Source organism: Xanthomonas sp. WHRI 6106, from assembly GCF_040202405.1.
Lineage (GTDB): Bacteria > Pseudomonadota > Gammaproteobacteria > Xanthomonadales > Xanthomonadaceae > Xanthomonas > Xanthomonas cannabis.
Genome location: NZ_JBEGFC010000012.1, coordinates 1 through 25,537, shown reverse-complemented (window position 1 = coordinate 25,537; position 25,537 = coordinate 1). Strand labels below are relative to the sequence as shown.

The 25,537-nt window shown below is 67.3% G+C and carries 24 protein-coding genes; 8 read left to right on the top strand and 16 right to left on the bottom strand.

Translation table 11 applies throughout. From position 1 onward, the window contains the following. Positions 1 to 205 precede the first annotated feature (205 nt). On the top strand, positions 206 to 1,333 hold the full coding sequence (locus ABQZ09_RS16360) for an acyltransferase family protein (protein ID WP_349777387.1): 1,128 nt from the start codon (positions 206 to 208) through the stop codon (positions 1,331 to 1,333). A gap of 256 nt (positions 1,334 to 1,589) precedes the next feature. Here ABQZ09_RS16360 and ABQZ09_RS16355 read toward each other — a convergent pair whose 3' ends face one another. The 5 genes from ABQZ09_RS16355 to radC all read right to left on the bottom strand — a co-directional run bounded on the left by ABQZ09_RS16355 (position 1,590) and on the right by radC (position 6,414). After that, complete coding sequence (locus ABQZ09_RS16355; protein WP_039411126.1) at positions 1,590 to 2,345, bottom strand: SDR family NAD(P)-dependent oxidoreductase; 756 nt, start codon at positions 2,343 to 2,345, stop codon at positions 1,590 to 1,592. Positions 2,346 to 2,393: 48 nt separating this feature from the next. Continuing rightward, positions 2,394 to 2,927 carry a hypothetical protein gene (locus ABQZ09_RS16350; protein WP_349777386.1) on the bottom strand — a complete coding sequence of 178 codons (534 nt, stop codon included), beginning with the start codon at positions 2,925 to 2,927 and terminating at the stop codon, positions 2,394 to 2,396. Between the two features lie 6 nt (positions 2,928 to 2,933). Continuing rightward, positions 2,934 to 3,821 carry an SPOR domain-containing protein gene (locus tag ABQZ09_RS16345; protein ID WP_039411122.1) on the bottom strand — a complete coding sequence of 296 codons (888 nt, stop codon included), beginning with the start codon at positions 3,819 to 3,821 and terminating at the stop codon, positions 2,934 to 2,936. A gap of 140 nt (positions 3,822 to 3,961) precedes the next feature. Further along, complete coding sequence (argS, locus tag ABQZ09_RS16340) at positions 3,962 to 5,650, bottom strand: arginine--tRNA ligase (RefSeq protein ID WP_349777385.1); 1,689 nt, start codon at positions 5,648 to 5,650, stop codon at positions 3,962 to 3,964. 86 nt (positions 5,651 to 5,736) lie between these two features. Beyond that, positions 5,737 to 6,414, bottom strand: a complete 678-nt coding sequence (gene radC / locus ABQZ09_RS16335) for a RadC family protein (RefSeq protein WP_039411118.1) — start codon at positions 6,412 to 6,414, stop codon at positions 5,737 to 5,739. Positions 6,415 to 6,510: 96 nt separating this feature from the next. Between radC and coaBC the strand changes: the two genes are divergently transcribed. Genes coaBC through ABQZ09_RS16320 form a run of 3 tightly spaced genes read left to right on the top strand, consistent with a single transcriptional unit; the run spans position 6,511 to position 10,601 of the window. Then, complete coding sequence (gene coaBC, locus ABQZ09_RS16330) at positions 6,511 to 7,776, top strand: bifunctional phosphopantothenoylcysteine decarboxylase/phosphopantothenate--cysteine ligase CoaBC (protein WP_039411116.1); 1,266 nt, start codon at positions 6,511 to 6,513, stop codon at positions 7,774 to 7,776. After that, on the top strand, positions 7,773 to 8,240 hold the full coding sequence (dut, locus tag ABQZ09_RS16325) for a dUTP diphosphatase (protein WP_039411114.1): 468 nt from the start codon (positions 7,773 to 7,775) through the stop codon (positions 8,238 to 8,240). Before coaBC ends, dut begins: the two co-directional genes overlap by 4 nt. A 12-nt stretch (positions 8,241 to 8,252) precedes the next feature. After that, a complete protein-coding gene (locus tag ABQZ09_RS16320) occupies positions 8,253 to 10,601 on the top strand; it encodes a phosphomannomutase/phosphoglucomutase (protein WP_349777384.1) in 2,349 nt (782 codons plus the stop codon). A gap of 104 nt (positions 10,602 to 10,705) precedes the next feature. Here the strand turns inward: ABQZ09_RS16320 and ABQZ09_RS16315 are convergent, their stop codons facing one another. The 9 genes from ABQZ09_RS16315 to pyrE form a co-directional block, all read right to left on the bottom strand. Continuing rightward, positions 10,706 to 11,233 carry a hypothetical protein gene (locus ABQZ09_RS16315; protein ID WP_184557691.1) on the bottom strand — a complete coding sequence of 176 codons (528 nt, stop codon included), beginning with the start codon at positions 11,231 to 11,233 and terminating at the stop codon, positions 10,706 to 10,708. Positions 11,234 to 11,574: 341 nt separating this feature from the next. Beyond that, positions 11,575 to 11,916, bottom strand: coding sequence for a lipid-A-disaccharide synthase N-terminal domain-containing protein (locus tag ABQZ09_RS16310; protein ID WP_228313575.1), 342 nt, complete (start codon positions 11,914 to 11,916; stop codon positions 11,575 to 11,577). Then, positions 11,916 to 12,638 carry a glycosyltransferase family 2 protein gene (locus tag ABQZ09_RS16305; RefSeq protein WP_166744870.1) on the bottom strand — a complete coding sequence of 241 codons (723 nt, stop codon included), beginning with the start codon at positions 12,636 to 12,638 and terminating at the stop codon, positions 11,916 to 11,918. The genes ABQZ09_RS16310 and ABQZ09_RS16305 overlap by 1 nt, the downstream gene beginning before the upstream one ends. A 505-nt stretch (positions 12,639 to 13,143) precedes the next feature. Further along, on the bottom strand, positions 13,144 to 14,109 hold the full coding sequence (locus tag ABQZ09_RS16300; RefSeq protein WP_184557684.1) for an SDR family NAD(P)-dependent oxidoreductase: 966 nt from the start codon (positions 14,107 to 14,109) through the stop codon (positions 13,144 to 13,146). A gap of 204 nt (positions 14,110 to 14,313) precedes the next feature. Beyond that, complete coding sequence (locus tag ABQZ09_RS16295; RefSeq protein ID WP_003489070.1) at positions 14,314 to 14,622, bottom strand: helix-hairpin-helix domain-containing protein; 309 nt, start codon at positions 14,620 to 14,622, stop codon at positions 14,314 to 14,316. Between the two features lie 35 nt (positions 14,623 to 14,657). Next, positions 14,658 to 15,587, bottom strand: coding sequence for a ParB/RepB/Spo0J family partition protein (locus ABQZ09_RS16290; RefSeq protein WP_039413397.1), 930 nt, complete (start codon positions 15,585 to 15,587; stop codon positions 14,658 to 14,660). Then, entirely contained in the window at positions 15,587 to 16,384 is a 798-nt protein-coding gene (locus ABQZ09_RS16285; protein WP_039413394.1) for a ParA family protein, read from the bottom strand. Before ABQZ09_RS16285 ends, ABQZ09_RS16290 begins: the two co-directional genes overlap by 1 nt. Before the next feature lie 113 nt (positions 16,385 to 16,497). Beyond that, entirely contained in the window at positions 16,498 to 17,163 is a 666-nt protein-coding gene (locus ABQZ09_RS16280) for a hypothetical protein (protein ID WP_184557681.1), read from the bottom strand. Between the two features lie 22 nt (positions 17,164 to 17,185). Then, complete coding sequence (gene pyrE, locus ABQZ09_RS16275) at positions 17,186 to 17,845, bottom strand: orotate phosphoribosyltransferase (RefSeq protein ID WP_349777457.1); 660 nt, start codon at positions 17,843 to 17,845, stop codon at positions 17,186 to 17,188. Between the two features lie 127 nt (positions 17,846 to 17,972). Between pyrE and ABQZ09_RS16270 the strand changes: the two genes are divergently transcribed. The 3 genes from ABQZ09_RS16270 (at position 17,973) to ABQZ09_RS16260 (ending at position 20,614) form a co-directional block, all read left to right on the top strand. Beyond that, positions 17,973 to 18,773, top strand: a complete 801-nt coding sequence (locus ABQZ09_RS16270; protein WP_349777383.1) for an exodeoxyribonuclease III — start codon at positions 17,973 to 17,975, stop codon at positions 18,771 to 18,773. A gap of 259 nt (positions 18,774 to 19,032) precedes the next feature. Beyond that, positions 19,033 to 20,328, top strand: a complete 1,296-nt coding sequence (locus ABQZ09_RS16265; protein WP_349777382.1) for an AmpG family muropeptide MFS transporter — start codon at positions 19,033 to 19,035, stop codon at positions 20,326 to 20,328. A gap of 58 nt (positions 20,329 to 20,386) precedes the next feature. Then, entirely contained in the window at positions 20,387 to 20,614 is a 228-nt protein-coding gene (locus ABQZ09_RS16260; RefSeq protein WP_047692723.1) for a hypothetical protein, read from the top strand. Positions 20,615 to 20,871: 257 nt separating this feature from the next. Here the strand turns inward: ABQZ09_RS16260 and ABQZ09_RS16255 are convergent, their stop codons facing one another. Together ABQZ09_RS16255 and ABQZ09_RS16250 are read right to left on the bottom strand one after the other, a co-directional pair. Then, positions 20,872 to 22,005 carry an anhydro-N-acetylmuramic acid kinase gene (locus ABQZ09_RS16255; protein ID WP_349777381.1) on the bottom strand — a complete coding sequence of 378 codons (1,134 nt, stop codon included), beginning with the start codon at positions 22,003 to 22,005 and terminating at the stop codon, positions 20,872 to 20,874. 377 nt (positions 22,006 to 22,382) lie between these two features. Continuing rightward, positions 22,383 to 23,801, bottom strand: a complete 1,419-nt coding sequence (locus ABQZ09_RS16250; protein ID WP_179456629.1) for a M23 family metallopeptidase — start codon at positions 23,799 to 23,801, stop codon at positions 22,383 to 22,385. A 170-nt stretch (positions 23,802 to 23,971) separates the two neighbouring features. Between ABQZ09_RS16250 and tyrS the strand changes: the two genes are divergently transcribed. Beyond that, the gene (tyrS, locus tag ABQZ09_RS16245; protein ID WP_184557668.1) at positions 23,972 to 25,183 is read left to right on the top strand and encodes a tyrosine--tRNA ligase; all 1,212 of its coding nucleotides are present in this window, start codon (positions 23,972 to 23,974) and stop codon (positions 25,181 to 25,183) included. The last annotated feature ends 354 nt before the right edge of the window (positions 25,184 to 25,537 follow it).

Sequence of the window (25,537 nt, the reverse complement as noted above, 5' to 3'; positions counted from 1 at the left end):
GTCGTGCCCCCACCAGGTTGACCTGCACCCGCGTTGCCGCTGATGGATGGCGATGCGCGCATCACCGACAGGGACTGCCATGCGGTCGCATGGCATGCCGGGGCGGCACTGCCCGATGCAATGGCAATGACACGGCCGCCACATCCCGGCGCCATCACACCGGCCATGCGGCACAATCGACGTCCTTCAGTCATCGAGCGTGCGCATGCGCTATCCCGCCTTGGACCTGCTGCGTGCCATCGCCATCGTCTGGGTGATGCTGTTCCATTCGTTTGTGGTCGGTGGGCTGGGGCCCGACTGGGCGTGGCTGTCGCGCTATGGCTGGATGGGCGTGGACCTGTTCTTCGTGCTGAGCGGCTTTTTGATCGGCAGCCAGGTGCTGACGCCGCTGGGGCGCGGGCAGCGCCTGGACTTCACCGATTTCTACCTGCGGCGCGCCTTCCGCATCCTGCCGGCATTTTTGCTGGTGCTGATCGTCTACATCACATGGCCGGGGTTTCGCGAAACGCCCGGGTTGGCGCCGTGGTGGATGTTTGCCACCTTCACCCTGAACCTGTTCGTCGATTACGGCCAGCAGGCTGCGTTTTCGCATGCCTGGTCGCTCTGCGTGGAGGAGCACTTCTATCTGGTGTTTCCGCTACTGGCCACGGTACTGCTGCGGCGCCCGTCGGCCGGGCGATTCATCGCGTTATGCATGGCAGTGGTAGTGGCAGGCATCGCCTTGCGCACCAGCGCCTGGCTGCATAACACCGCGCTGGACCAGATCGGCGGTGGCCAGCAGCGCAACTGGTTCGTCGAAGATATCTACTACCCCACCTGGAACCGCCTCGATGGCCTGCTGGCTGGTGTGATGCTCGCGGTGCTGAAGGTCTTCCGCCCGCAGACCTGGCAACGGCTGCAGCAGTACGGCAGCGCGTGGTTGCTGGCGGGCATGGCGGTGCTGGCGCTGGCGATGTGGTTGTTTCGCGAGCGCACCGGCCTGATCGGCAATGCCGTGGGCTGGCCGGTGCTTTCACTGGGCTTGGCATTGCTCGTGCTGGCCGGCACTGCCACCGGCAGCGCCTTCGGCCGGCTGCGGGTGCCGGGCGCAGCGTGGCTGGCAGCCATCTCCTACAGCCTGTATCTGACCCACAAGGCCATGTTCCATGTGACGCAGAGCTGGCTCGGCGCCGCGCTGGACGGCCACGGCCTGCTGGCATTTGCCGTCTATGGTGGGGTGGCGCTGCTGGTGGGCGCGTTGCTGCACTACGCGGTGGAGCGGCCTTTCCTGCGCCTGCGTGGAATGTTGCTGCGGCAGCGCGCCAGGCCGGCCGGTGGTGCCGAGGCGGCGTAGCGTGCCCACGCCGCTCAGCACCACTGCTGCCGCGTGCGCTCTGGTCAGACTTCGGCCATCGATCTCATGCCGATGATTGCTTGGCAAACGACGCTATGTGGCATTGCCGTTGCCACGCGCGCGTCCCTTGATCGCATGAATGCGTTCCTGGAAGAAAAGCCGCGCAGTGCGCGGCTTCTCAGGCATTGCGCGAGGCGTCTTGCCTCCGTGCGCGCTCAGCCCTTGCCGATGCATGCGTCCAGCATGCCGCGGCATGTCACTGCGCGTCGCGCGCCACCTGAAATCCGGCGAACGATTGCGTCACCGGCATGATTTCCAGCCGGTTGATGTTCAAGTGGGCCGGCAGGCTGGCGACATAGAAGATCTGCTCGGCGATGTCGTCGGCGGTCATCGGCGTGGCACCGCGATACAGCGTGTCCGAGGCGGCCTGGTTGCCGCCGGTACGCACCAGGGTGAATTCGGTTTCGGCCATGCCGGGTTCGATCGAGGTCACGCGCACGCCGGTGCCGTGCAGGTCCGCGCGCAGCCCCAGCGAGAACTGCTGCACGAAGGCCTTGGTGCCGCCGTAGACGTTGCCACCGGTGTATGGGTAGGTGGCCGCGACCGAGGCGATGTTGATGATGGCGCCGCGGCGCGCGATCAGCGCCGGCAGCAGGCGATGGGTGAGCGTGACCAGCGCGGTGACATTGGTGTCGATCATCTGCTGCCACTGGGCCAGGTCGGCCTGCTGCGCCGGCGCGGTGCCCAGCGCCAGGCCGGCGTTGTTGACCAGCACATCGATGTCGGCGAACGCCGGCGGCAGCGCGTCGATGGCAGCCGACAGGGCCTGCGCATCGCGCATGTCGAACGCGGCGGTGTGGACCTGGCCGGCCGGCAGCGCGGCCGCCAGCGCCTGCAGGCGCTCGGCCCGTCGGCCGGTGGCGATGACCTTCCAGCCAGCGGCGGCGAAGCGGCGCACCGCAGCGCTGCCGAATCCGGAGGTGGCACCAGTGATCAGGACGGTCTTGGACATGCGGAACTCCAGGGGGACGGGGGATTCAGGATTCACTGCAAGGCAGTTTCAGAGCGCAGGGGGCGGACTTGCCATTGCGGCACGCCGCGCACGCAGCATCTCTTCGGTCACGCTCTCGCGCGAGACGACATGGCCACGGCGCAGCCGCAGCACCACGTAGGCGCCCGCTGCGTGCGTGGCAGGCGTCGCGGTGGACGGCAGTGCGACGATCACTTCGCCATCCACCCACACGGCCGGCACTGGCGCCGGCTGGCCGGGGAACAGGACGTCCAACGGCAAGGTTGGTGGCGCATCGGCGCAGGCGCCCAGCACGACGCGATCAAGCACCAGCTGCTGCGCGTCCAGACGCCAGTCCGCGCGATAGCCGCGCCAGTTGGCGGTGCAGCTGCCCATCGCACTGCGTGCGTGCGCCACGAAGCGCGTCCAGGTGTCCGGGTCATCCAGGGGCCCGGACAACGGCTCGGCCAGCAACGTTGCCTGCTGGCCGTCGATCTGGATGCGGTCGCGGATCTGATCGGTGGCCTGCGCCGTGCCGGTCAGTGCCAGCGTTCCCAGCAACAGCCCGGCGCAGCGACTCAGCATGCGCGCTTACTGCGCCTTGATCGCAATGGCCGGCAGGCCGCTGCCGGTGAGTTTCTGCTTGGCCTCGGCCAGTTCGCCGGCGCTGCCGTAGGGCCCCATGCGCACGCGATAGACGGTTTTCCCGCTGATTTCGGCCGATTCCACGCGTGCGGCCAGCCCCATCATCGCCAGCTTGGCCTTGGTGGATTCCGCATCGCCGGAAGCGCCGAACGAGCCGGCCTGCAGGATGTAACGGGTGTTGTCGGTCACCGCCGCTGCAGCGGACGAGGGCGCTGCAGCGGCAGGCGTTGTCGCAGGCTTCGGCGCCGTGGCCGCGGGCGTGGTGATGGCCGCAGTGCCGGCCGGCGCCGGCGTGGCTGCCGGCCGTGCCGGAGCGGTTTCCGGCAGCGGTTTGGGTGCGCTGGCGGCAGATTCGTTCAAGGGCACCGGCACGCTGGCGGCTGGCGTAGCAGCAGCCACGCTTGCGGCCGCACCGGGTGCTGGCGGCACCGGCTTGCCTTCCAGCGCTGCGCGCGCACGCGCGGCCTCTTCGGCGCGTGCGCTGGCGGCCAGCTCGGCATCGGACATCTGCACTTCCTTGCCGGGCAGCAAGGTATAGAAGTCGTACTGGGTCTGCGCATCGCCGGGCTTGGGCTGCGGCTTGGCAGGCGGCGTGCTGGGCTTGGGCAGTTCGGCAGGGGTATCGGTGTCGGCGTCGGCCACCGGTTCGGGCTGGGCGTCCGGGTTGGCCCGCGGGCCCACGCGCAGGAAGCCGTCGCCGTCCTTCTTGAACAGGTTGGGGGCGGCCAGGAAGATCACTGCCGCAATCGCGGCGCCCGCCACCAACCACACCCAACCGGGGGTGCCATTACTGGTGTTGCGTCGTGCCTGGCTCTTACCGCGTCGTGCTGCCATCTACCACTTCTCCGAATCATGTCGTTGCGGGCCGTGGAAGGCCCTGCGTGTAGCGCGCGCGATCCGCGTCGCCGTCAGGCGGCTGCGCCCGGCAGGTAGCACGCCCGGTCGATCGCCGCGCCTGTGTTTTCCGACAGCGCTTACATCTTTTCCGGGGCGCTGACGCCGAGCAGTTCCAGACCGTTGGCCAGCACCTGTTGCGTCGCGACAGCCAGGGTGAGCTTGGCGTCGCGCTCGGCGGCATCGTCCACCAGCACCTTGCTGTTGTGATACCACGTGTGAAAGGCGTGCGCCAATTCACGCAGGTATTGCGCGATCTGGTACGGCTCCAGTGCCTGACCGGCGATTTCCACCACTTCCGGGTAACGCGACAGCTCCAGCATCACGGTGAGCGAGTGCTCATCGTCCAGCCGGGCGAGCTGGGCAAGACCGTGGCCCTGCTCGTATTTGTAGCCCTTTTCCTGCGCCTGGCGCAGCACGCTGCACACGCGCGCATGCGCGTACTGCACGTAGAACACCGGGTTGTCGTTGCTCTGCGCGCGTGCCAGGTCGATGTCGAAGGTGAGCTGCGAATCGGGCTTGCGCGCGATCAGGAACCAACGCACCGCATCGGCGCTGGTTTCTTCGATCAGATCGCGCAGGGTGACGTAGCTGCCGGCACGCTTGGACAGCTTCACTTCCTCCCCGCCACGCATCACCGTGACCATCTGGTGCAGCACGTATTCCGGCCAGCCCTGCGGGATGCCCAGTTCCAGCGCCTGCAGGCCGGCGCGCACGCGCGTCAGCGAGCCGTGGTGGTCGGCGCCCAGTTCGGTGATCGCGCGCTCGTAGCCGCGCTGCCACTTGGTCAGGTGGTAGGCCACATCCGGCACGAAGTAGGTGTAGGTGCCGTCGGACTTGCGCATGACGCGGTCCTTGTCGTCGCCGAAGTCGGTGGACTTGAGCCACAACGCGCCGCCTTCCTCGTACGTGTGCCCGGAGGCGATGAGCTTTTGCACCGCCTCTTCGACCTTGCCGTCCTTGTACAGCGAGCTCTCGAGGAAATAGATATCGAAGTCGACGCGGAAGGCGGCCAGGTCGTGGTTCTGCTCGTTACGCAGATAGGCCACGGCGAAGCGGCGGATCGATTCAAAATCGGCCGGATCCCTGGTGCCGGTGACCAGGTGGCCTTCCAGGTCCACGGTGTCGCCGGCGAGGTAGGCATTGGCCACGTCGGCGATGTAGTCGCCGCGGTAGCCGTTCTCCGGCCAGCCCGCGCTGTCGGGGGTCAGCCCCTGCGCGCGTGCCTGCACCGACAACGCCAGGTTTTCGATCTGCACGCCGGCATCGTTGTAGTAGAACTCGCGCTTGACGTTCCAGCCGTTGGCGTCGAGCACGCGCGCCAGGCTGTCGCCGATCGCCGCCGCGCGGCCGTGGCCGACATGCAGCGGGCCGGTCGGGTTGGCCGAAACGTATTCCACGCCCACCGAGCGACCATTGCCGGCCAGGCCGCGGCCGTAGTCGTGGCCCTGCTTGATCACATGCGCCACTTCGCGCTGGTAGGCGGTGGGGGCAAGGTGGAAGTTGATGAAGCCGGGGCCGGCAATCTCGACCTTGGCCACGTCCTCGCTGGCCGGCAGTGCGGCCACCAGCGCCTGCGCCAGCGCGCGCGGATTGCTGCGCGCCGCCTTGGCCAGCAGCATCGCCGCATTGGTGGCGAAGTCGCCGTGTTCGCGTGTCTTGGGTCGCTCGACCACAAAATCCGGCGGCAGGGTGTCGGCAGGCAGGGTGCCGTTGGCGCGCAAGGCTTCGATGCCTTGGCCGATCAGTGCGCGGAGTAGGGCTTTCACGTGGGATCTGCTTGGAACCAAACCAGCGATTTTACCCGACCGCGGGCCCTGGGGTCCGGGTGATGGTTCAGGTCAACGCGGCGGCCTCATCGCAGCCAGCCGCGCTCGGCCAGCGAGACGGGGCGGCCGTCGCCGATCACAAAATGGTCGAGCAGGCGGATATCCACCAGTTCCAGGCCCTGCGACAGGCGCACGGTGACTGCGTGGTCGGCCTCGGACGGCTCCGGATTGCCGGAGGGGTGGTTGTGGCCGACGATCACCGCCGCAGCGTTGTGCAGCAGCGCCTTGCGCACCACTTCACGCGGATGGATATCGGCGCCGTCGATGGTGCCGGTGAACAGCTCCTCGAAGGCGATTGCGCGATGGCGATTGTCCAGGAACAGCGCCGCAAACACTTCGTAGGGCCGCGCGCGCAGCCGCTGCGAAAAATAGTGGCCCACGCTGAGCGGGTCGCTGAGCACGTCGCCGCGCTCCAGCTCGCTCATCAGGTGGCGATGCGCCAGCTCCATCGCGGCGCTGAGCTTGCACGCCGATGCCGGGCCCAGCCCGGGCAGCCGCGCCAGGACCTTGGGCGGACGATCCAGCAGCGGGCGCAATGGGCCGTGGCGATCCAGCAGATCGCGCGCGGTCTGCACCGCATCCTGGCCGCGCAGTCCCGAGCCGACAAAGATCGCCAGCAGCTCGGCATCGGAAAGCGCAGCGGCACTGCGCGCCAGAAGTTTCTCGCGCGGACGTTCGTGGGTGGGCCAGTCGTGTATGTGCATATGGCGAGATTGCCGGTGCTCATCGCCGACGCCCATCAGGCCAAGCGGGGGCATCGGCTAATCTAGTTGTCCTTGTAACCGTAGGACGACCCCGACGTGATCGGCTCCACTCAGGCCCGCCCCCTGGACGGACAGCGTTTGCTGCTGTGCGTCGGCGGAGGCATCGCCGCTTACAAATCGCTTGAACTGGTCCGTCGCCTGCGCGACGCCGGCGCACAGGTGCAGGTCGCCATGACCGCCGGCGCACAACAGTTCGTGACCCCGCTGAGCTTTCAGGCGCTGTCCGGGCACCCGACGCGCACCACGCTGTGGGACAGCGCCGCCGAGCAGGCGATGGGGCATATCGAGCTTGCCCGCTGGGCCGACCGGGTGGTCGTGGCCCCGGCCACCGCCGACCTGCTGGCGCGCCTGGCGCACGGTCTGGCCGACGATCTGGTCACCACCCTGTGCCTGGCCACGACTGCGCCGCTGACCGTGGCCCCGGCCATGAACCATCGCATGTGGCTGCATGCGGCCACCCAGGCCAACGTGGCGACGTTGCGTGCACGCGGCGTGGCCGTGGTGGGCCCGGACGACGGCCCGCTGGCCGAAGGCGAATCCGGCCCCGGCCGGCTGGCCGAGCCGGCGGCGATCATTGCCGCACTGGCGGGTGATGCCGCCACGCTCGCCGCCGCGCCGTCGGTCAGTGCTGCGCCGGCCTTCGTGCCCAGCAGCGCGCAACTGGAGGGCCTGCGCATCGTGATCAGCGCCGGCCCCACGTTCGAAGACCTCGATCCGGTGCGCTACGTCGGCAATCGCAGCAGCGGCAAGATGGGCTATGCCCTGGCCGCCGCCGCGGCCCGCCAGGGCGCCGAGGTGGTGCTGGTCAGCGGGCCGGTGCACCAGACCACGCCGGCCGGCGTGCAGCGCATCGACGTGCGCTCGGCCGCGCAGATGCGCGATGCGGTACTGGGTGCGTTCCCGGCCGACATCTACATCGGCGCCGCCGCGGTGGCCGACTACACCCCCAAGCGGGTGGTCGCGCAGAAGATCAAGAAGACCGGCGAAACCCTGACCCTGGAACTGGTGCGCACCCCGGACATCCTGTCCGAGGTGGCCGCGCAGACCGGTGCGCTCAAGCTGGTGGTCGGATTTGCGGCCGAAACGCACGACGTGGAGCACTACGCGCGTGGCAAGCTGGCAGCCAAGCGGCTGGATCTGATCATCGCCAACCAGGTGGGGATCGAAGGCGGCGGGTTCGAAAGCGACAACAATGCCGCCACCGCCTATTGGCAGGGGGGCGAGCGCGTGTTTCCCAGCAGCAGCAAGACTGAACTGGCCGACCAGTTGCTGGCCCTGATCGCGGAGAGATTGCAGGCATGAGCATCCCGACCCAGTCCTTGCAGGTGAAGCTGCTCGACCCGCGCTTCGGCGATCTGTGGCCGCTGCCGGCCTACGCCACCGAAGCCAGCGCGGGCATGGATCTGCGCGCGGCCCTGGAAGCGCCGATGACGCTGGAGCCGGGCGATGCGGCGCTGATTCCCAGCGGCATCGCCATCCATCTGGCCGACCCGCAGGTGTGCGCAGTGATCCTGCCGCGCTCGGGGCTGGGCCACCGGCACGGCATCGTGCTGGGCAACGGCACCGGGCTCATCGATGCCGACTACCAGGGGCCGCTGCTGATCAGTACCTGGAATCGCGGCCGTGAGGCCTTCACCATCGAGCCGGGCGACCGGATTGCGCAATTGGTGATCCTTCCGATCGTGCGCGTGGGCTTGCAAGTGGTGGATACTTTCGTCGACAGCGCGCGGGGAGCGGGTGGATTCGGCCACACCGGCGTGCGCTGACGGGGGAGTCACATGAGCAAGGCGAACGAGCGCAGGCAGTCGATGTCCAGCGTGCGTACGAGTGGTCCGGTGCTGGGGGGCGTGCTGGTGCTGCTGGCGGCCTGGTTTGGCTGGAGCAGCTACACGCAATGGCGTGAGGATGCGATTGCGCACGACCTGGAACAGGCGCGCGATCGCGCCGTGCAGGGTGTCAGCCAGGCAATGTCTGCGCAGGCCAGCCAGCTCGACGCGGTGCTCAAACAGCCGCCGGTGGCCGCTGCGTTGGCCAACGGCGATGCGCTGGCCGCCGCCTCGGCAATCCGCGAGCGCTTCAAGGGCGCCGAGGATGTGCAGGTGCTGCCCGGCGATCTGGCCGCCGCCTATGCCAATCCCAAGGACTTCGGCTATGCGCGACTGAGCCTGCTCGAATCGGCGCTGGTGGCCGAGCGTGCGCAGGTCCATGTGGTGCGCGATGCCAGGCAGGTACGTTTGGGCGTGGCTGCCGCGGTGCGCCTGGGCGCGCAGCCGGCGGTGGCGTATGCCCGGCTGCCGCTGCTGCGCCTGATCGGCCCGCTAGATGCGATCGCCGTGCCCGGCAGCGCCTATCTGGCCTTGCGCCAGGGCAGCTACAACGTGGCCCAACAAGGCGACGTAGGCCTGGCCGATGCCGCCGAAACCCTGGCACGCCCGCTCGGCACCAGTGGCTTGCGCGTGGCCGCTGCGGTACCGCAGAGCGACAACGGCCCATTGGGTCTGGGTGCGCTGGGGTGCGCCATCGTGGCCGCCTTGTTGCTGGCCATTGCCGTGTTGCTGGTGCTGGCCAGCCGTGGCCGGGTGGCACTGCCACGTCGTCGCGTTGCCGGCGATACCACGGCCGACGAGCCCACCTTCAGTCAAAGCCTGCAGCACGACGCCAGCCTTGCCAGCGACGCGCGTGCGTTGGACCAGGCGGTATCGCCTGCACCGCCGCCGCCGCCGCTGCCGGTGGTCCAGGTCGCCACCGACATGTTCCGCGCCTACGACATCCGCGGGGTGGTCGGGAAGGAGCTCACTCCCGGGGTTGCAGCGCTGATCGGCCAGGCCATCGGCAGCGTGATGCAGGCGCAGGGGCTACGCGATGTGGTGGTGGGCCGCGATGGGCGGTTGTCCGGGCCGGAGCTGACCACTGGCCTGATCGAAGGCCTGCGGCGTGCCGGCTGCAACGTGACCGACATCGGTCTGGCGCCCACGCCGGTGGTGTACTTCGGTGCCTATGAACTGCGCGCCGGCAGCTGCGTGGCGGTGACCGGCAGCCATAACCCGCCGGACTACAACGGCTTCAAGATCGTCATCGGAGGCGAGACGCTGTCCGGCGCGGCCATCACCGAACTGCATCAGCGCATCAACGAAGGCCGGCTGCATACCGCGGCCACGCCTGGCGACCTGGAGCAGCGCGACATCAGCGACGCCTACATCCAGCGCATTGCCGACGACGTGCAGCTCGACCGCCCGGTCAAGGTGGTGGTGGACGCCGGCAATGGTGCGGCCGGCGACATCGCGCCACGCCTGCTGGAGGCCATCGGTGCCAAGGTCGTGCCGCTGTATTGCGACATCGACGGCACCTTCCCCAATCATCACCCCGACCCGAGCGAGCCGCACAATCTCGACGACCTGGTGAACATGGTGCAGCGCTTCGATGCAGACATTGGCGTGGCCTTCGATGGCGATGCCGACCGCCTGGGCGTGGTGACCAAGGAAGGCACGGTCGTGTTCCCGGACCGCTTGCTGATGCTGTTTGCCGCCGACGTGCTGCAGCGCAATCCCGGCGCGCTGGTTATCTACGATGTGAAGTGCACCGGCAAGCTGTCCGACTACGTGCTGCGTAACGGCGGCAGCCCACTGATGTGGAAGACCGGGCATTCGCTGATCAAGTCCAAGATGCGCGAGACCGACGCCGAACTGGCCGGTGAGATGAGCGGGCACTTCTTCTTCAAGGAACGCTGGTACGGATTCGACGACGGCATCTATGCCGCCGCACGCCTGCTGGAGATCCTGGCCCAGCGCGAGGAAACCCCGTCCGAGGTGCTGGACGCGCTGCCCGAGAGCGTGTCCACGCCGGAGATCAAGGTCCCGGTAGACGGCGATGCGCATGCACTGGTGGCGCGGTTTGTGGAGCGTGCGCAGGCCGGCGAAGAATCGCCGTTCGAATCGGCGCGCCTGTCCACGATAGACGGATTGCGCGCGGACTTCGTGGACGGCTGGGGCCTGGTGCGCGCCTCCAATACCACGCCGATCCTGGTGCTGCGTTTCGAGGCCGACAGCGAGGCCGCGCTGGAGCGCATCCGCGCGCTGTTCCGCAGCGAACTGCAGGCCCTGCTGCCGGAGCACCCACTGGCGTTCTGAACACCGCACGCTTGCGGCGCACCGCCCTGCCTGCAGAACGCCAGGGCGCGCGCCGACGCGGACATCGACCGCCTGCCTCGATGGAGCGCCGGCGTCGACGCGGCTCACCGCGTGCCACCTGTTGCCGCCAGCTGCGCGGGAGGGTGGGGCGCACGCAGTGGTGCAGGATCGCGCTGGTCGGGCAACCACACCGCATCCCAATACGGATACGCGCCGATCCGCTCGGCCAGGCCCGCGCGCAACGGCAAGGCCACCAGGCTGCGCGCAAAGTGGCGGTGGTCGGCCTGCGGCGCAAGCGCGGTCGCCTCGATGTCCGGCTGCCAGACCGTGCCGCCGCGCCCGCGCGCACGATTGACGGCATCGCCGGCGGCCTGTCGTGCAGCAAGCGCCAGCTGCAGCACGGTGGCCTTGCCCGGTGCCTGCACCAGGGCGCACCACCGTTGTGGCAGCAGTACCCAGCACAGCAGCCGCGCGCCAGGCCACTGGCCCGGCAGGGCCAGACTGGCGGCCGCAGCACGCGCGCAGCGCCAGTCTGCAAACAAAGGCACACCCTGATGTGCATGCAGGCACAGCGACCAACACGCCGCAGTGGGCGCCGGCAGGGGCAGGGGAAAGTGGCGCGTGCTGGACATGCGCACAGCCTGCCGACGGGGTGATGGCGGCACCATCGGTCAGCTGCCCGCGCGCAGGTCGGTAAGCTTCGCAGCCTCGTGTACGACTCGGCTGCCGAGCGCCGGCGCTCGCGCGTGACAACCCGCCATGACGGATCCATCCGGTCGCCACACAGTCGGCACCCGCACCGGACCGCGGCAGACGCCACGCGTCTGGCCAACGCGCCCGCACCGCAACACATGCCAAGCGTCGATCGCGCCCTCAGACGTCCATCAACCCCTGCGGCTTGGCGACGCCTATCCCGCCCGCACGGCCATCGCCTGCGCCGGTGACCGCGCACGTCCGCAATCCCGGCAACACATCAATGCGCCGCGCGATCGCGCTTCCAGCCGCGATGCTTCACGTCCAGATACAGGCTGTAGAACGCGGTAAATGCCGGAAACAGGTTCTGCAGCACGCCCACCGAATCCTGCTTGGCCGAGAACACGAAGTAGCTCAGCGTCATCAGGCTGCCGACCACGCTCATGTACCAGAACAGGCGCGGGATCACCGGCTTGCCGGCGCGCTTGGAGGCCACGAACTGCACCAGCCAGCGGCCGCCGAACATCAGTGCGCCCACATAGCCGATCAGCTTCCAGCCGGTGACGTGGATGCCGGTCCAGTACAGCCAGGTCAGCTGTTGATCGAGAAACGACGGATCCATCAACGTTCCTCCACCACGGTGCGCTTGCTGCGGGTGATCAGCCACGCCACGCCGCGCAGGTCGCGGATACCGACCAGGGCGCGATTGAGGTTGTTGTACTTGGACACGCCGGCGGTGCGATGGCGGTGGTTCACCGGCACGCTCACCGTGCGCCAGCCGGCGCGCTGCATCAGTGCCGGCAGATAGCGGTGCATGTGGTCGAAATAGGGCAGGTCCAGAAACGCCTCGCGCTCGAACAGCTTGATGCCGCAGCCGGTGTCGGGCGTGTTGTCCTGCAGCATGCGCGAGCGGATCGCATTGGCCCACTTGCTGGCCCAGCGCTTGGAGCCTGAGTCCTGGCGGTTGACCCGCCACCCGGCGAACAACTTGACCTGCGCCTGTGCCTGGCTGCGCGCGATCAGCAGCTTGGGGATGTCGGCCGGGTCGTTCTGGCCATCGCCGTCGAGCGTGGCGATCCAGCTGGCGCGCGCGGCCTTGACCCCGCTGCGTACCGCCGTGCTCTGGCCGCTCTGGGTCACGTGATGCAGCACGCGCAGCTCCGGCGTGGTGGCCTTCAGGCCTTGCAACACCGCCAGGGTGTCATCGCGCGAATGGTCGTCGACGTAGACGATTTCGAAGGCCACCACCCCGCGCAAGGCGCGCGTGATTTCCTCGACCAGGGCCGCGACGTTGTCGCGCTCATTGAACACCGGGACGACGACGGAAAGCTGAGGTTGGCTCATGGATTCGTGGTGGCCGGATGAAGGCTGAGCGAAAAAGATCGCGCATTGTGCCCTGACTGTCTGAGTCAGGCATGAAGCAAGCACACCTCATGTGCCGGGCTGCGACCCGCAAGCGGCCTGTAGCGTGTGGTTGGGCGCAAGCAGAGACGGCAACGGCGCGGGCCAATACCCGGATCATGCCGTGTCAGCGCAGCCACGCCAGGGTCTTGCACCGCGGTCTGCCCTGCGATCAGCTGCTGCGCGGGCGACGAGAGGCGGCAAGATGGCCATGTGATGTCGCCTCGCAGCCCAAAACCACGCCGGTCAGCCACTGCAAGCCACTGCTGCGCGCCTCCGGCAGCCGCCAACACACCGATCCCGACCAGGGCCGAGAGGGACTAGACATGGTGAACAGTGGCCAGGTGAGTGCGGACGGCGCGCAGGGACCGGAGTACGAGCAGATCATGCCGATTCCGGGCACCGGCCGGACCCGCCTGGCGGCTGCGCAGCAGCGTTGTCAGTCGCTCTAAGCGCGCTCGCCGAAGTAGCTGCGGCACCAGTCCACCACCTGCGGCAATCCGCGTTCGACCGGCGTGGCCGGGTCGAAGCCGAACGCCGCCTGCGCGCGCCGGGTGTCGGCCATGGTGCGGATCATGTCGCCCGGCTGCATCGGCCGGTAGACCTTGTCGGCCGGCCGGCCGGCGGCCTGGGCGATCACGTCGATGAAATATTCCAGCTCCACCGGGGTGTGGTTGCCCAGGTTGAACACCCGGTGCGGTATCGGCTCGCTGCTTGGCGCGTCCAGCGCGCCGAGCACGCCGGCCACGATGTCGTCCACGAACGTGAAGTCGCGTTGCATCCTGCCGTGGTTGAACACCTCGATCGGGCGACCGGCCAGCACCGCGCGGCTGAAAAGCAGCGGCGCCATGTCCGGCCGGCCCCACGGGCCATACACGGTGAAGAAGCGCAGCCCGGTCGCGCGCAGGCCGTACAACTGCGCATAGGTGTAGCCCATCAATTCGTTGGCGGCCTTGGTCGCCGCATACAGCGAGCGTGGCTGGTCCACGCGCTGGTCTTCGGAGAACGGTGGCGTGGCCGAATCGCCGTACACCGAGCTGCTGGAGGCATACACCAGGTGCTGTACGCCGCGGTGCCGGCACAGCTCCAGCATGTTGACGAACCCGGCCAGGTTGCTGTCGACGTAGGCATGCGGGTTTTCCAGCGAGTAGCGCACTCCGGCCTGCGCGGCCAGATGCACCACGCGGGTGGGCCGGATCTCGTCGAACAGCGCCGCCAGACCATCGCGGTCGGTCAGGTCCAGCGTGCGCAGATCGATGTCCGGGCACAACGCGGCAACCCGGTCGTGCTTGAGCTGCGGATCGTAGTAGCTGTTGTAGTTGTCCAGACCCACCACCGTGTCGCCACGCGCGGCCAGCGCGCGGCAGGTGTAGGCACCGATGAAACCGGCGGCGCCGGTGACGAGGATGGTCATGGCTGTGATCCTGAAAAATGCGGAAACAAAAGGCCGGTGCGATCGATCTGCATGCGCCAGCCGCCAAAGGCATGGCTGCATGCGGCGCCGGCGGGTTGATGCTGCTGACGTGCCTGCAGTGCGCAGGGCGCCAGGCTCGGCTCGCGGTGGGCGCGGCTCATGCGGTGCTCCAGCGAAGGACGGCAACGCGCCATGCGTGGTCGTTCACCGCAGGGCGAGCGGCGCTTCGCTGGCGAGCTTGGCCTTGCGTTCGGCGCTGAACTTCCACCACGGCTGCGCCGCCTCGCCTTCCATGAAACGCACGATCGACAGGAACACATCGATCACGCAGGGGTCGTGCAGCACGCCCGTGCGCAGGCAGAGCTGTGCATGCATGTCGTAGGCATCGCGACCGCGCAGCTGCGCAGGCACGCGGATACCGATCAGGCGCAGGTCCTTTTCGCAGGCCGGCCCGACATTGGGCAGGTCGGTCAGTTGCAGCAGATGCTGGCGGTCCACCTTGGCGGGATTCATTGCCGACGAGGATCCTGTTGGATGTGCAGCCGCGATCAGCCGCGCTGCGCGCGCAGACGTTCCAGCACGCCTTCCAGGGTGTCCAGGTCGGTGTAATGGATCACCAGCTTGCCCTTGCCGCCGCGGCCATGGTTGAACACCACCTTGGTGCCCAGCGACTCGGACAGTTCGGTCTGCAGCGAGGCGATATCGGCCTGCGGGGCCGCGGCCACCGGCTTGCCCTTGCGCAGCGAACCGGGCACCTTGCCGGCGGCGAATTGCTGCGCACGGTGTTCGACCTCGCGCACCGACCAGCCCTGGTCGGCCGCTTCCTGCGCCAGCTTGCTGGCCAGCTCCGGTGCCAGCGTGAGCAGCGCCCGCGCATGGCCCATTTCCAGGCGGCGGGTTTCCAGCAGCACCCGGATCGCCACCGGCAATTCCAGCAACCGCAACAGGTTGGACACCGAGGCCCGCGAGCGGCCCACCGCCGCAGCGGCCTCGGCATGGGTCAGCGAAAATTCGTCGATCAGCCGCTGCAGCGCCTGCGCTTCTTCCAGCGGGTTGAGATCTTCGCGCTGGATGTTCTCGATCAGCGCCATCGCGATGACGGTGCGGTCGTCCAGTTCGCGCACCACCACCGGCACCTCGGTCAGCCCGGCCAGCTGCGAGGCGCGCCAGCGGCGTTCGCCGGCCACGATCTCGAACTGCCCCGGCGCCAGCTCGCGCGCCACGATCGGCTGGATCACGCCCTGCGCCTTGATCGACTCGGCCAGCTCGGCCAGCTTGACCTCGTCCATCTCCTGGCGCGGCTGGTACTTGCCCGGTTGCAGCTGGCCTACCGGCAACTGGCGCAACGTGTCACCCGGCTGCAGCACGTCGTCGCTGGTGGCGCCGGGTGCCGTTGCCGCTGCTGCGCCCTTCGGTCCCAATAGCGCTTCCAGGCCACGGCCCAGGCCGCGCTTCTTCGCCAGAGGCGGCTTGCTCATCAGACGGTCTCCACGGGCCGGACGGCCTTGTTACGGTCGTTCTGGCGGCGCACGATTTCGCCGGCCAGCCCAAGGTAGGCCACGCCGCCCCGGGAGCTGCGGTCGTAACCGACGATGCTCTGGCCATGGCTGGGCGCCTCGGCCAGGCGCACGTTGCGCGGCACGATGGTGCGGAACACCTTGTCGCCAAAATGCTCAGTCAGCTCCGCCGACACTGCGTTGGCCAGGTTGTTGCGGATGTCGAACATCGTGCGCAGCACGCCTTCGATTTCCAGCGCCGGGTTGAGGTTGGCGCGCAGCGCTTCGATGGTTTCCAGCAGCGCGGTGAGTCCTTCCAGCGCGTAGTACTCGCACTGCATCGGCACGATGATCGAATCGGCCGCGGTCAGCGCGTTGAGCGTCAGCAGCGACAGCGCCGGCGGGCAGTCGATCAGGATGAAGTCGTACTCGTCGCGGATCGGCGCCAGCGCGCGCTTGAGCCGCTGTTCGCGCTCGCCCTGGTCCATCAGCTGGATCTCGGCGGCAGTCAGGTCGATGTTGCCCGGCAGCAGGTCGAAGCCTTCCGGCGCGGTGACCCGGATCTCGGCGGCGGTGTTTTCGCCCAGCAGCAGATCGCAGGTGGACGCGGCCACATCGCGCTTGTCGATGCCGCTGCCCATGGTGGCATTGCCCTGCGAGTCCAGATCCACCAGCAGCACACGCTTGGGCGCGCGCGCCAGGCCGGCCGCCAGATTGACTGCCGTCGTGGTCTTGCCGACGCCGCCCTTCTGGTTGGCAATGGCGATGATCCGGGCCATGCGGGAGAGCCTCGTGGGCAAGGAGTAAGACCGGCCATTATGCGGGCAGGGCGTCGGATCGGGAAATGCCGCCCGCAGCGACCGTGCGCCTGGACGGGAATGACGGGCGCCGCTCAGCCGGCGGGCGGAGCGCCGCCGGGCGGTTCCTTCATGGCGCGGTAGCGCTGCAGGATGTCGGCGATCTCGCCGTCCAGCGCCACCCGTTGCTGCTCGAAGCTGGTCTGCAGGCGCAACTGCGCCATCAGCTCGCGATGGCGTTGCTGAATGTCGCCAGCCAGCTTGTCGGCCACTGCCTGGCCGGCCAGTTCGCGGTCGCCGGCCGTGCGCAGCATGCTGGCCAGCCCTTCGCGCAGGCTGGTCACATTGAAGCGCGCGGTGTGGATGTTGTTGTCGACGATGGCGATGCGCTCATTGAACACCCGGCGCAGGTCGTCTTCGCTTTGATACGACATCAGCATCGCCTGGTCGGTGCGCTGGCGCATCTGCTCGGCGGCCAGATCGGCCTGGCGTTGCTGCTCGCTGGCCGCAGCGGCAGCACGCTCGTCGCTGCTCATCGCGCGCTGCACCTCGGCGCTGCGCAGCCCGCTCTTGACGTTGAACTCGTCGCGCGCCTGGTTCACCGCCTCCGGTGGCAGCGTGTCGCTGCACACCCGGGCGCCGTTCTGGTTCCAGCAATACAGTTTCTTGGCCGTCGGCTTGTCCTGTGCCAGGCCAGGGGCCATGACGACGGCTGCCGCAACGGCAGCGAGCAATGCCAAACGTGTGTGTCTCGGCATCATCGCAGCCCCCTGTCGCCTGCCATCAGCCTGTGGTGTCGGTTCCGTAGCGGCCTCGATAGGCCAGCAGCGGTTCCCGGTAGCCGACAAGGTCGGCGTTTCCTTCCGCAAAAGCAAGCAGATCGGCGAGGTTGGCCACTGCGATCACCGGAATACCGGCCTCGGCCGCCACCGCCTGCGCCGCCGACCGGCGATCCTGCTCGGAGGCGATCTCCTGCCGGTCCAGCGCCACCACGATGCCCGCCGGCGTACCGCCAGCGGCGCGAATGATGCCCAGGGCCTCGCGGATGGCGGTGCCGGCGGTGATCACGTCGTCCACGATCAGTACCTTGCGCCCGGCCAGCGGCGCGCCGATCAGGGTGCCGCCTTCGCCATGGTCCTTGGCCTCCTTGCGGTTGAACGCCAGCGGCAGGTCACGCCCACGCCCGGCATAGGCACAGGCCAGTGCGGTGGCCAGCGGGATGCCCTTGTAGGCCGGGCCGAACAGCAGGTCGAACTCCACGCCGGCCGTATCGATCGCATCGGCATAGCACTGCGCCAGGTCCGCGGTCTTGACCCCGGAATCGAACCGCCCGGCATTGAAGAAGTACGGGCTGACGCGCCCGGACTTGAGCGTGAACTCGCCAAAGCGCAGGGCATCGGCGCCCAGGGCCAGCTGCAGGAAGCGGGTGCGGTGGTTGGTCATGGTGACGAGATTGGGGAGTAGGGATTCGGGATTGGAAAGCATAGCCGGTCGCGCCTTGCGGCATCCGCTGATGCGGTACGCTTTCACGAATCTCCAATTCCCATTCCCGAATCCCGGCTCCTCATCCATGCGCATCATCAGTTTCAATGCCAACGGCCTGCGCTCGGCCGCCAGCAAGGGGTTCTTCGACTGGTTCGCCACCCAGGATGCCGACGTGCTGTGCATCCAGGAGACCAAGGCGCAGGAGCATCAGCTGGCCGGGCCGGAATTCTTGCCGGCCGGTTACAAGGCCTGGTTTCGCGATGCCAGCACCAAGAAGGGCTATAGCGGCGTGGCGATCTATGCCAAGCGCGAACCCGACGAAGTGCGCACCGCCCTGGGCTGGCCCGAGTTCGACGAAGAAGGCCGGTACATCGAGGCGCGCTTCGGCAACCTCAGCGTGGTCTCTTTCTATATCCCGTCCGGCTCTTCGGGCGAGCTGCGCCAGGGCTACAAGTTCCAGGTGATGGAATGGCTGCGTCCGATCCTGGACGAGTGGCTGGCCAGCGGCCGCCAGTACGTGTTGTGCGGCGACTGGAACATCGTGCGTACTGCGCTGGACATCAAGAACTGGAAGTCCAACCAGAAGAATTCCGGTTGCCTGCCGCCCGAGCGCGACTGGCTCAACGGCCTGTGCGCCGACGCGGCAGACGACGCCAACGCCGCCGAAGGCCGCGGCTGGGTCGATAGCTACCGCGTCCTGCACCCGCAAGGCCAGGACTACACCTGGTGGAGCAACCGCGGCGCGGCGCGCGCCAACAACGTCGGTTGGCGCATCGACTATCAATTGGTCACCCCTGGCCTGCGCGAGGCACTGCAGGCCTGCGCGATCTACCGCGAAGAGCGGTTCTCCGACCACGCGCCTTACATCGTGGATTACGCGCTGTGAGTCAGCGCCCGTGGCTGGCTGAAGTAGGGCAGCGCGACGGTGCCGGGGCGACCGGGCAGTCGGCTGCGCGCAGTCCGCAGGTATCCGCAACGAGAAACGTCGCGCCGCTTGGGCGCCGCCGTTGCGCCGTGGGCCACGCTGCCCTCGCAGCTCCTCCGGTACCGAGCGCAATGTTCGCTTCCGCCAACCCGGCCCGCGCAGGTGCTGGCCACAATGGCGGCCTCGTCTCGCCCGCTGACCGCGTCCAGCGGCCGCACGCATGACCAAGCCTGCACAACGTTACAAAGGCCTGCGCGGTATCCGACAGGCCTTCACCACGCCATCGGCGGCGACCATGGCACTGCTCGGCTTCGGCAGCGGGCTGCCGTTTTTGCTGATCGCCTCGCAGACCTTGTCGACCCGGCTGCGCGATGTCGGTCTGGACCTGGGCAGCATCGGCCTGATCAGCCTGGCCAGCTTTTTCTATCTGCTCAAGTTCCTCTGGGCACCGCTGATCGACCGCTACGCGTTTCCGCTCACCGCCTTCCTGGGCCGGCGCCGGTCCTGGCTGCTGATCGCGCAGATCGGCGTCACCATCGGCCTGGCCGCGCTGGCCTTCTCGCGTCCAGAGTTGAGCGTGACCGGCTTGGTGAGCTGGGTCCTGTTTGCCTCGTTCTGGGGCGCCACCCAGGATTCGGTGGTCGATGCCTATCGCATCGAGATCGCGCCGGAGACCGCCCAGGCGGCATTGGCGGCAACCTACACCTTGGGATATCGCGTGGGCCTGATCCTGGGCGGCGCCGGTGCGCTGTACATGGCCGAATATCTCGGCTGGACCTGGGCCTATGTGGGCATGTCGGCGCTGATGCTGCTGCCGATCATCACGACCCTGGTCTGCCGTGAGCCGGACCGACCGGACATCACGGTGGTGCGCCGCGTCGATGTCGCCGGCGCATTCTGGCAGCCCATTTCGAGTTTTTTTTCCAGCAATGGTCTGGCACTGGCGATCGTGCTGTTGCTGTTTGTCGGCCTATACAAGTTCCCCGACCAGGTGATCGGGGTCATGGCCGGGCCATTCTATCTGGACTCCGGCTACACCAAGGCCGACATCGCCACCGTCTCCAAACTCTTCGGCGTCTGGGTCGGGATTGTCGGCGCCTTTGCCGGCGGTGCGGCGGTGGCCGCATACGGCTTCCGGCGGATGTTGCTGGTGGCCACCCTGGGCGTGGCGTTGTCCAACCTGGCCTTCCTGCTGATGGCGCACAATCCCGGCAAGCTGTGGGCGTTCTATGCCGCGCTCAGTGCCGACAACCTGTTCCAGGGATTCGCCGGTACCGTGCTGGTGGCCTTCATGTCATCGCTGACCAATCGCAATTTCACCGCCACCCAGTACGCCTTGCTGGTGTCGCTGGCCAATCTGCCGGGCAAGTTTGCCGGCGGCGTTTCCGGCTTTCTGGTGCAGTCGACCTCCTACAGCACTTTCTTCATCCTCAGCGCGCTCACCGTGATTCCAACCCTGGCACTGCTGGCCTGGCTATGGCCGCGCCTGTTGGCCCACGACCGCCGACCGGATTGAAACGTCCGCCAAGGTTGCCGATGATGCCGGCGGGGCAATCCATCGCACGAGGAAGGGCATGACCGATCTGGTGTTGCGTGACATCGATCCGCTGCTGGTGGACCGCATCCGTCGCATTTCCGTCGCACGTGGCTGGACCCAGCACCAGACCGTCATGCATCTGCTCGAACAAGGCCTGTTCGCCAGCGAATATGAAGTCACCGGTGGCTTGCAGCATCCGGAGGTCGATGCCCTGGCCGAAGCGATCGCCGCGCTCAAGGCGCTGCCGGCGGGCAACAACCCCTGACAACGGATGCCGGTGGTGCTGACGCGGACCATACGGCGCCGACCCGGAAGACGGACGATCGGCGATGGCGCTGACGAGGAGTCTACCTGCCGGCCGCTCGCGCAGTTCACGCAGCCAGACGGACAGACCATCGCCAGCGGCTTGCCGCGTCAACCGTAGTCCGGTCCAGCGGCAGCGCCGGTCGACACACCATGCATGCACGTGCGCAAGCAGCCACCACCGGCGCAGCGGCGCGGCCGTTCGGCCCGCTGTTGCGCTTACGCCGGATAGATCGCCCCCAGCAGCCTTGGCCCCGCCGCCCCAGTCACCGAGGGCAGATTGGCCGGGCGTCCGGCCAGCAGTTCGGCCGCCAGCCAGGCAAAACCCATTGCTTCCAGATAGTCCGGATCCAGCCCGTGCCGCGCGCTGGATTCCACCACCACGCCCGGCAACCGGGCTGCCAGGCGGGCCATCAACACCGGGTTGCGTACGCCGCCGCCGCACACCAGCACGCGCCGGGTCCGCGGCTGCAGGCGCAGCAAGGCCTCGGCCACCGTGGCCGCCGTGAGTTCCAGCAAGGTCGCCTGCACATCTGCCGCCTGCAGCGCCGCGCCGCCCATCGCCTCCCGGACCCAGGCCAGATGAAACTGCTCGCGCCCGGTGCTCTTTGGCGGTGCCAACGCAAACCACGGGTCGGTCAGCAGTGCCTGCAGCAGGACCGAATCGACGTGCCCACTGGCAGCAAACAGGCCATCCGCATCGAAGGCCGTGGCGCGGTGCTGCTGACACCAGCTGTCCAGCAACGCATTGGCCGGCCCGGTGTCGAAGCCCCGTACCGTGCCATCGCGCGGAATCAGCGTCAGGTTGCCGATGCCGCCCAGGTTGAGTACCGCGCGATCCTCATCGCCCGCACCCAGCATGGCCAGGTGAAAGGCCGGCATCAGCGGCGCGCCCTGGCCACCGGCCGCCACATCGCGGCGGCGGAAATCGGCCACCGTGGTCAGGCCGGTATGCTCGGCAATCCGGCTGGCATCGCCGATCTGCCAGGTAAAGGCCGGGTCGGCCTTGGGCCGGTGGCGGATGGTCTGCCCATGCGAGCCGATCGCGCGGATATGCTGCCGCGCAACGCCGCTCTCTGCGATCAACCGGTTGGCGGCGTCCGCAAAGGCCAGCCCCACCTGCGCATCCAGTTCCCCCAGTGCATCGATGGCCAACGTCTCGGCGCCCTGGCCCAGTGCGATCAGGGCATCGCGCAGCGGCGGCGCCCATGGCACGGTCGTGCCCGCAACCAGTTCGCAGCGGCGGTGGCTGTCATCGGCAAAACGCACCAGGGCCGCATCGATGCCATCGGCGCTGGTGCCCGACATCAGGCCAAGATAGAGCGGAGAGTCAACGCGTTCCAGGACAGACATGCCGAAGCCAGAGATGCACGGTCGGCCAGCTTGTGCAGCCCGGCCAGGTCCGTCAACCGGTCTCGCGCGCGACACTGATGTGCGATACCCGCGTCGCCACCGGACCTCACCTCGGGACGCGTGCCGCCAGGACCACGGCGGCGCAGAGTTTCCCCGCAGTCCCAGGCCTCTCCGGCCATCGCACCTAGGCAGCGGCGGAGGGCGGTGAGACCAGTGCAGGGTGTGGAAGCTACCGGCGCTTACAACACCAGCAGACCACAGCGGTGGCTGCGGATGGATCAGCCACCCAGCGTGACCGCATACAGTGGCCGGCGTTCTGCGCGGCCCGCGCCGCGTCACCGTTCCAGCAACTGCCTCGGTTGCCTGGCCGCAGCCGCTCAACCGCGCGACTTGCCCTTGGCCGGCTTGGCGGCGTCGGCATAGATCAACTTTTCCATGCCTTCGATTCGCGCCAGGGCCGGCGCCGTCTGCGCCCTGAAGGCCGCGAGCTCGGCACCTTGCAGCGGCTCCGGCGGCGGCATCGTCACCGACATCGGGTTGCGCTGCTGCCCGGCCACGCGGAATTCGTAATGCAGATGCGGGCCGGTCGCCAGGCCGGTCATGCCGACATAGCCGATCACCGTGCCCTGGTTGATGCGCTGGCCGGCCTTGATCTTGCCGAAGCGCGACATGTGCCCGTACAGCGTGCTGTAGTTCTTGCCGTGATCCAGGATCACCACATTGCCGTAGCCGCGCTGGGTACCGACAAACACCACCCGTGCATCGCCGGCCGCCATGATCGGCGTGCCCGAAGCGGCCGCATAGTCCACGCCCTTGTGCATGCGCATGGTGCCCAGCACCGGATGCTTGCGCGCACCGAAGGTGGAGCTGATCCGGCTATAAGCCACCGGCATGCGGATGAAGCTCTTCTTCAAGGGCCGGCCGGTGATGTCGTAATACTCGGCCGGCTTGCCGGCGCGCTCGAAGCGGAAGCCGGTGTACGTCTTGCCACCGGTGGTGAAGGTCGCCGCCAGGATGTCGCCGGTGCTGATCCGCTCGCCTTCGCGCCAGGTCTCGTCCATCACCACACTGAAACGGTCGCCCGGCTGCAGGTCTTTATCGAAGTCGATGTCGTACTTGAAGATTTCATCGGTCATGACCGCCACCGCCGCCGGCGACAGCCCGGATTTTCCGGCAGAGGCATACAGCGAGCTGCTGATCTCCCCGCTGGCCACCACCGTGCGCGTGGTGGTCGCCCGCTCGGTCACATTCTCGCGCACGCTGTCGCCCAGCAGGCGCAGTTCCACCCGGTGGCTGTCATCGCGATCGAAGCGCAGCGCCCGCAGCTGGCCGGGTGTCGGCATGTCAAACGCAATTTCAGTACCGGGACGCAGCTTGGTCAGCGCCTCCTTGGTGCCCGGATGCGCCAGTACCTGATACATCACCGCCGTCGGGATTCCCAGCTCGCCGAACAAGGTGCTCAGCGTCTGGCCCGACTTGACCTGCAGAATCTCCCAATCGGTGCTTGGCGCCAGTTGCTTGCGGCTGGGCACCAGCGGCGGCAACGGCAATGCCAGCGTCGAATGACTGGAAAGTGGCGTGTCGATGGCGTTGGAAAAGCCCGGCACAATGGTGGCCACCAACGCACCGATGGTGGCGAACAGGCTGGCGTGGATCCAATGGCGGCGTGTCCAACGGTCATTGAAGGCCGCCGGAAGATGCGCCTTGAGCTTGCGATGCAGTGCAGTGTCGTGGAGGACGTGGAGGCGTTCGTGAAAGCGCCGCTTGCGTGCACGGCCCTGCTCTGAGTTCTGCATCGTTCAAATTCCTCGCTGGCTCGAAGTGCGAGCCCAATCGCCGGTACCATAGACAGCCTGTAACAGCGCGTCAAACCATTGAGCCTGTTCATTATTTTCACTTGGCGCGAAATTAACCCGCGTTTAACATCATTCACGTTTTTGACGGCAAGCGCCGCTGGAGTCTGTGGTTGACCACTATCGAAGAATCCCTTGCACTCATCGGCCGTGGCGCCGAAGAGATCCTCAAGCTCGATCAGCTCGAAGCGCGACTAAAATCCGGCGTGCCGCTGCGGGTGAAGGCCGGCTTCGATCCCACCGCGCCGGACCTGCACCTGGGCCACACCGTGCTGCTCAACAAGATGCGGCAGTTCCAGCAGCTTGGGCACCAGGTCATCTTCCTGATCGGCGACTTCACCGGCATGATCGGCGACCCCAGCGGCAAGAACGTCACCCGCAAGCCGCTCAGCCGCGAGGACGTGCTGGCCAATGCACGTACTTATGAGGAGCAGGTCTTCAAGATCCTGGACCGCGAACGCACCGAAGTGCGCTTCAACTCCGAGTGGTTCGGCCAGATGAGCGCGGCGGACATGATCAAGCTGTCCGCCCAGCACACGGTGGCGCGCATGCTCGAGCGCGACGACTTCGCCAAGCGCTTCGGCGGCCAGCAGCCGATCGCCATCCACGAATTTCTCTATCCGTTGGTACAGGGCTACGACTCGGTCGCCTTGAAAGCCGATGTCGAGCTGGGCGGCACCGATCAGAAGTTCAACCTGCTGATGGGTCGTGGCCTGCAGGAGCACTACGGCCAGGCGCCGCAGATCGTGATCACCATGCCGCTGCTGGAAGGCCTGGACGGCGTGGCCAAGATGTCCAAGTCGCTGGGCAACTACATCGGCATCAACGAACCGGCCATCGACATCGTCACCAAGACCATGAAGATCGGCGATGAGCTGACCTGGCGCTGGATCGATCTGCTGTCCTTTGAGATCAGCATGGCCGAGGCCGCGCGTCTGAAGGAACAGGTTGCCTCCGGCGAGCTGCACCCGCGGGAGGTCAAATTACGTCTGGCGCGCGAACTGGCCACGCGCTTCCACGATGCGGCCACCGCAGAGCAGGCCATTGCCGGCTGGCACGCCGTAGTGACAGGGCAGGGCGACACCAGCCTATTGCCGCTACAGGAAGTGGTCGTGCCGGCCGAAGGCCTGCGCATCGCCAGCTTGCTGACAGCCGCCGGCCTGACGCCCAGCAATTCCGAAGCCACCCGCAAGCTCAAGGAGCGCGCGGTCAAGATCGACGGCGAAGTGATGGAAGATGCCAGCCGCGTCTTCGCCCACGGCTTCGAAGGTGTCATCCAGGTAGGCAAACGCAACTTCGCCCGGGTGTCGCTCGTGAGTGCCTGACTCGTGACTGGCCTGGAGCACTTCGAGGTTGCTGTAGGGCGGCAACCTTGACGGTTGTACGAACCACGCCATTAGATAGAGAGGGTGAATTCGTAGATGTGCGAGAGGCTGATCCGGGGTTGCGTGAGCCATAGCGCAAGTTTTTGGCAGCTTAGTGAAAAATTTTTCACAAAACCCTTCCCAAATCCGTTCTCTGGGCATATAGTTCGCCTCCCCCGACGCAACGGCCTGCAAGCGCGGCGCCAAAGCAGAAAGGGTTCGGAAACTCCCTGAAATTAAGGTGTTGACGAAACGAAAAAGCCGGCTATGATGGGCGGCTCGCTACACGGAAAGACGCTACGGCGGATGGAGGTG

Bases quoted from the DNA above. Each gene is read 5' to 3' on its own strand.
- pyrE (WP_349777457.1), bottom strand. From the start codon at position 17,845: ATGACCAACCACCGCACCCGCTTCCTGCAGCTGGCCCTGGGCGCCGAT.
- radC (WP_039411118.1), bottom strand. From the start codon at position 6,414: ATGCACATACACGACTGGCCCACCCACGAACGTCCGCGCGAGAAACTT.
- ABQZ09_RS16250 (WP_179456629.1), bottom strand. From the start codon at position 23,801: ATGCAGAACTCAGAGCAGGGCCGTGCACGCAAGCGGCGCTTTCACGAA.
- ABQZ09_RS16355 (WP_039411126.1), bottom strand. From the start codon at position 2,345: ATGTCCAAGACCGTCCTGATCACTGGTGCCACCTCCGGATTCGGCAGC.
- ABQZ09_RS16285 (WP_039413394.1), bottom strand. From the start codon at position 16,384: ATGGCCCGGATCATCGCCATTGCCAACCAGAAGGGCGGCGTCGGCAAG.
- ABQZ09_RS16270 (WP_349777383.1), top strand. From the start codon at position 17,973: ATGCGCATCATCAGTTTCAATGCCAACGGCCTGCGCTCGGCCGCCAGC.
- ABQZ09_RS16300 (WP_184557684.1), bottom strand. From the start codon at position 14,109: ATGACCATCCTCGTCACCGGCGCCGCCGGTTTCATCGGTGCCTACACC.
- ABQZ09_RS16320 (WP_349777384.1), top strand. From the start codon at position 8,253: ATGAGCAAGGCGAACGAGCGCAGGCAGTCGATGTCCAGCGTGCGTACG.
- ABQZ09_RS16310 (WP_228313575.1), bottom strand. From the start codon at position 11,916: ATGGATCCGTCGTTTCTCGATCAACAGCTGACCTGGCTGTACTGGACC.
- ABQZ09_RS16295 (WP_003489070.1), bottom strand. From the start codon at position 14,622: ATGAATCCCGCCAAGGTGGACCGCCAGCATCTGCTGCAACTGACCGAC.
- dut (WP_039411114.1), top strand. From the start codon at position 7,773: ATGAGCATCCCGACCCAGTCCTTGCAGGTGAAGCTGCTCGACCCGCGC.
- ABQZ09_RS16305 (WP_166744870.1), bottom strand. From the start codon at position 12,638: ATGAGCCAACCTCAGCTTTCCGTCGTCGTCCCGGTGTTCAATGAGCGC.
- ABQZ09_RS16255 (WP_349777381.1), bottom strand. From the start codon at position 22,005: ATGTCTGTCCTGGAACGCGTTGACTCTCCGCTCTATCTTGGCCTGATG.
- ABQZ09_RS16290 (WP_039413397.1), bottom strand. From the start codon at position 15,587: ATGAGCAAGCCGCCTCTGGCGAAGAAGCGCGGCCTGGGCCGTGGCCTG.
- ABQZ09_RS16315 (WP_184557691.1), bottom strand. From the start codon at position 11,233: ATGTCCAGCACGCGCCACTTTCCCCTGCCCCTGCCGGCGCCCACTGCG.
- ABQZ09_RS16265 (WP_349777382.1), top strand. From the start codon at position 19,033: ATGACCAAGCCTGCACAACGTTACAAAGGCCTGCGCGGTATCCGACAG.
- ABQZ09_RS16345 (WP_039411122.1), bottom strand. From the start codon at position 3,821: ATGGCAGCACGACGCGGTAAGAGCCAGGCACGACGCAACACCAGTAAT.
- ABQZ09_RS16360 (WP_349777387.1), top strand. From the start codon at position 206: ATGCGCTATCCCGCCTTGGACCTGCTGCGTGCCATCGCCATCGTCTGG.
- ABQZ09_RS16280 (WP_184557681.1), bottom strand. From the start codon at position 17,163: ATGATGCCGAGACACACACGTTTGGCATTGCTCGCTGCCGTTGCGGCA.
- ABQZ09_RS16260 (WP_047692723.1), top strand. From the start codon at position 20,387: ATGACCGATCTGGTGTTGCGTGACATCGATCCGCTGCTGGTGGACCGC.
- ABQZ09_RS16350 (WP_349777386.1), bottom strand. From the start codon at position 2,927: ATGCTGAGTCGCTGCGCCGGGCTGTTGCTGGGAACGCTGGCACTGACC.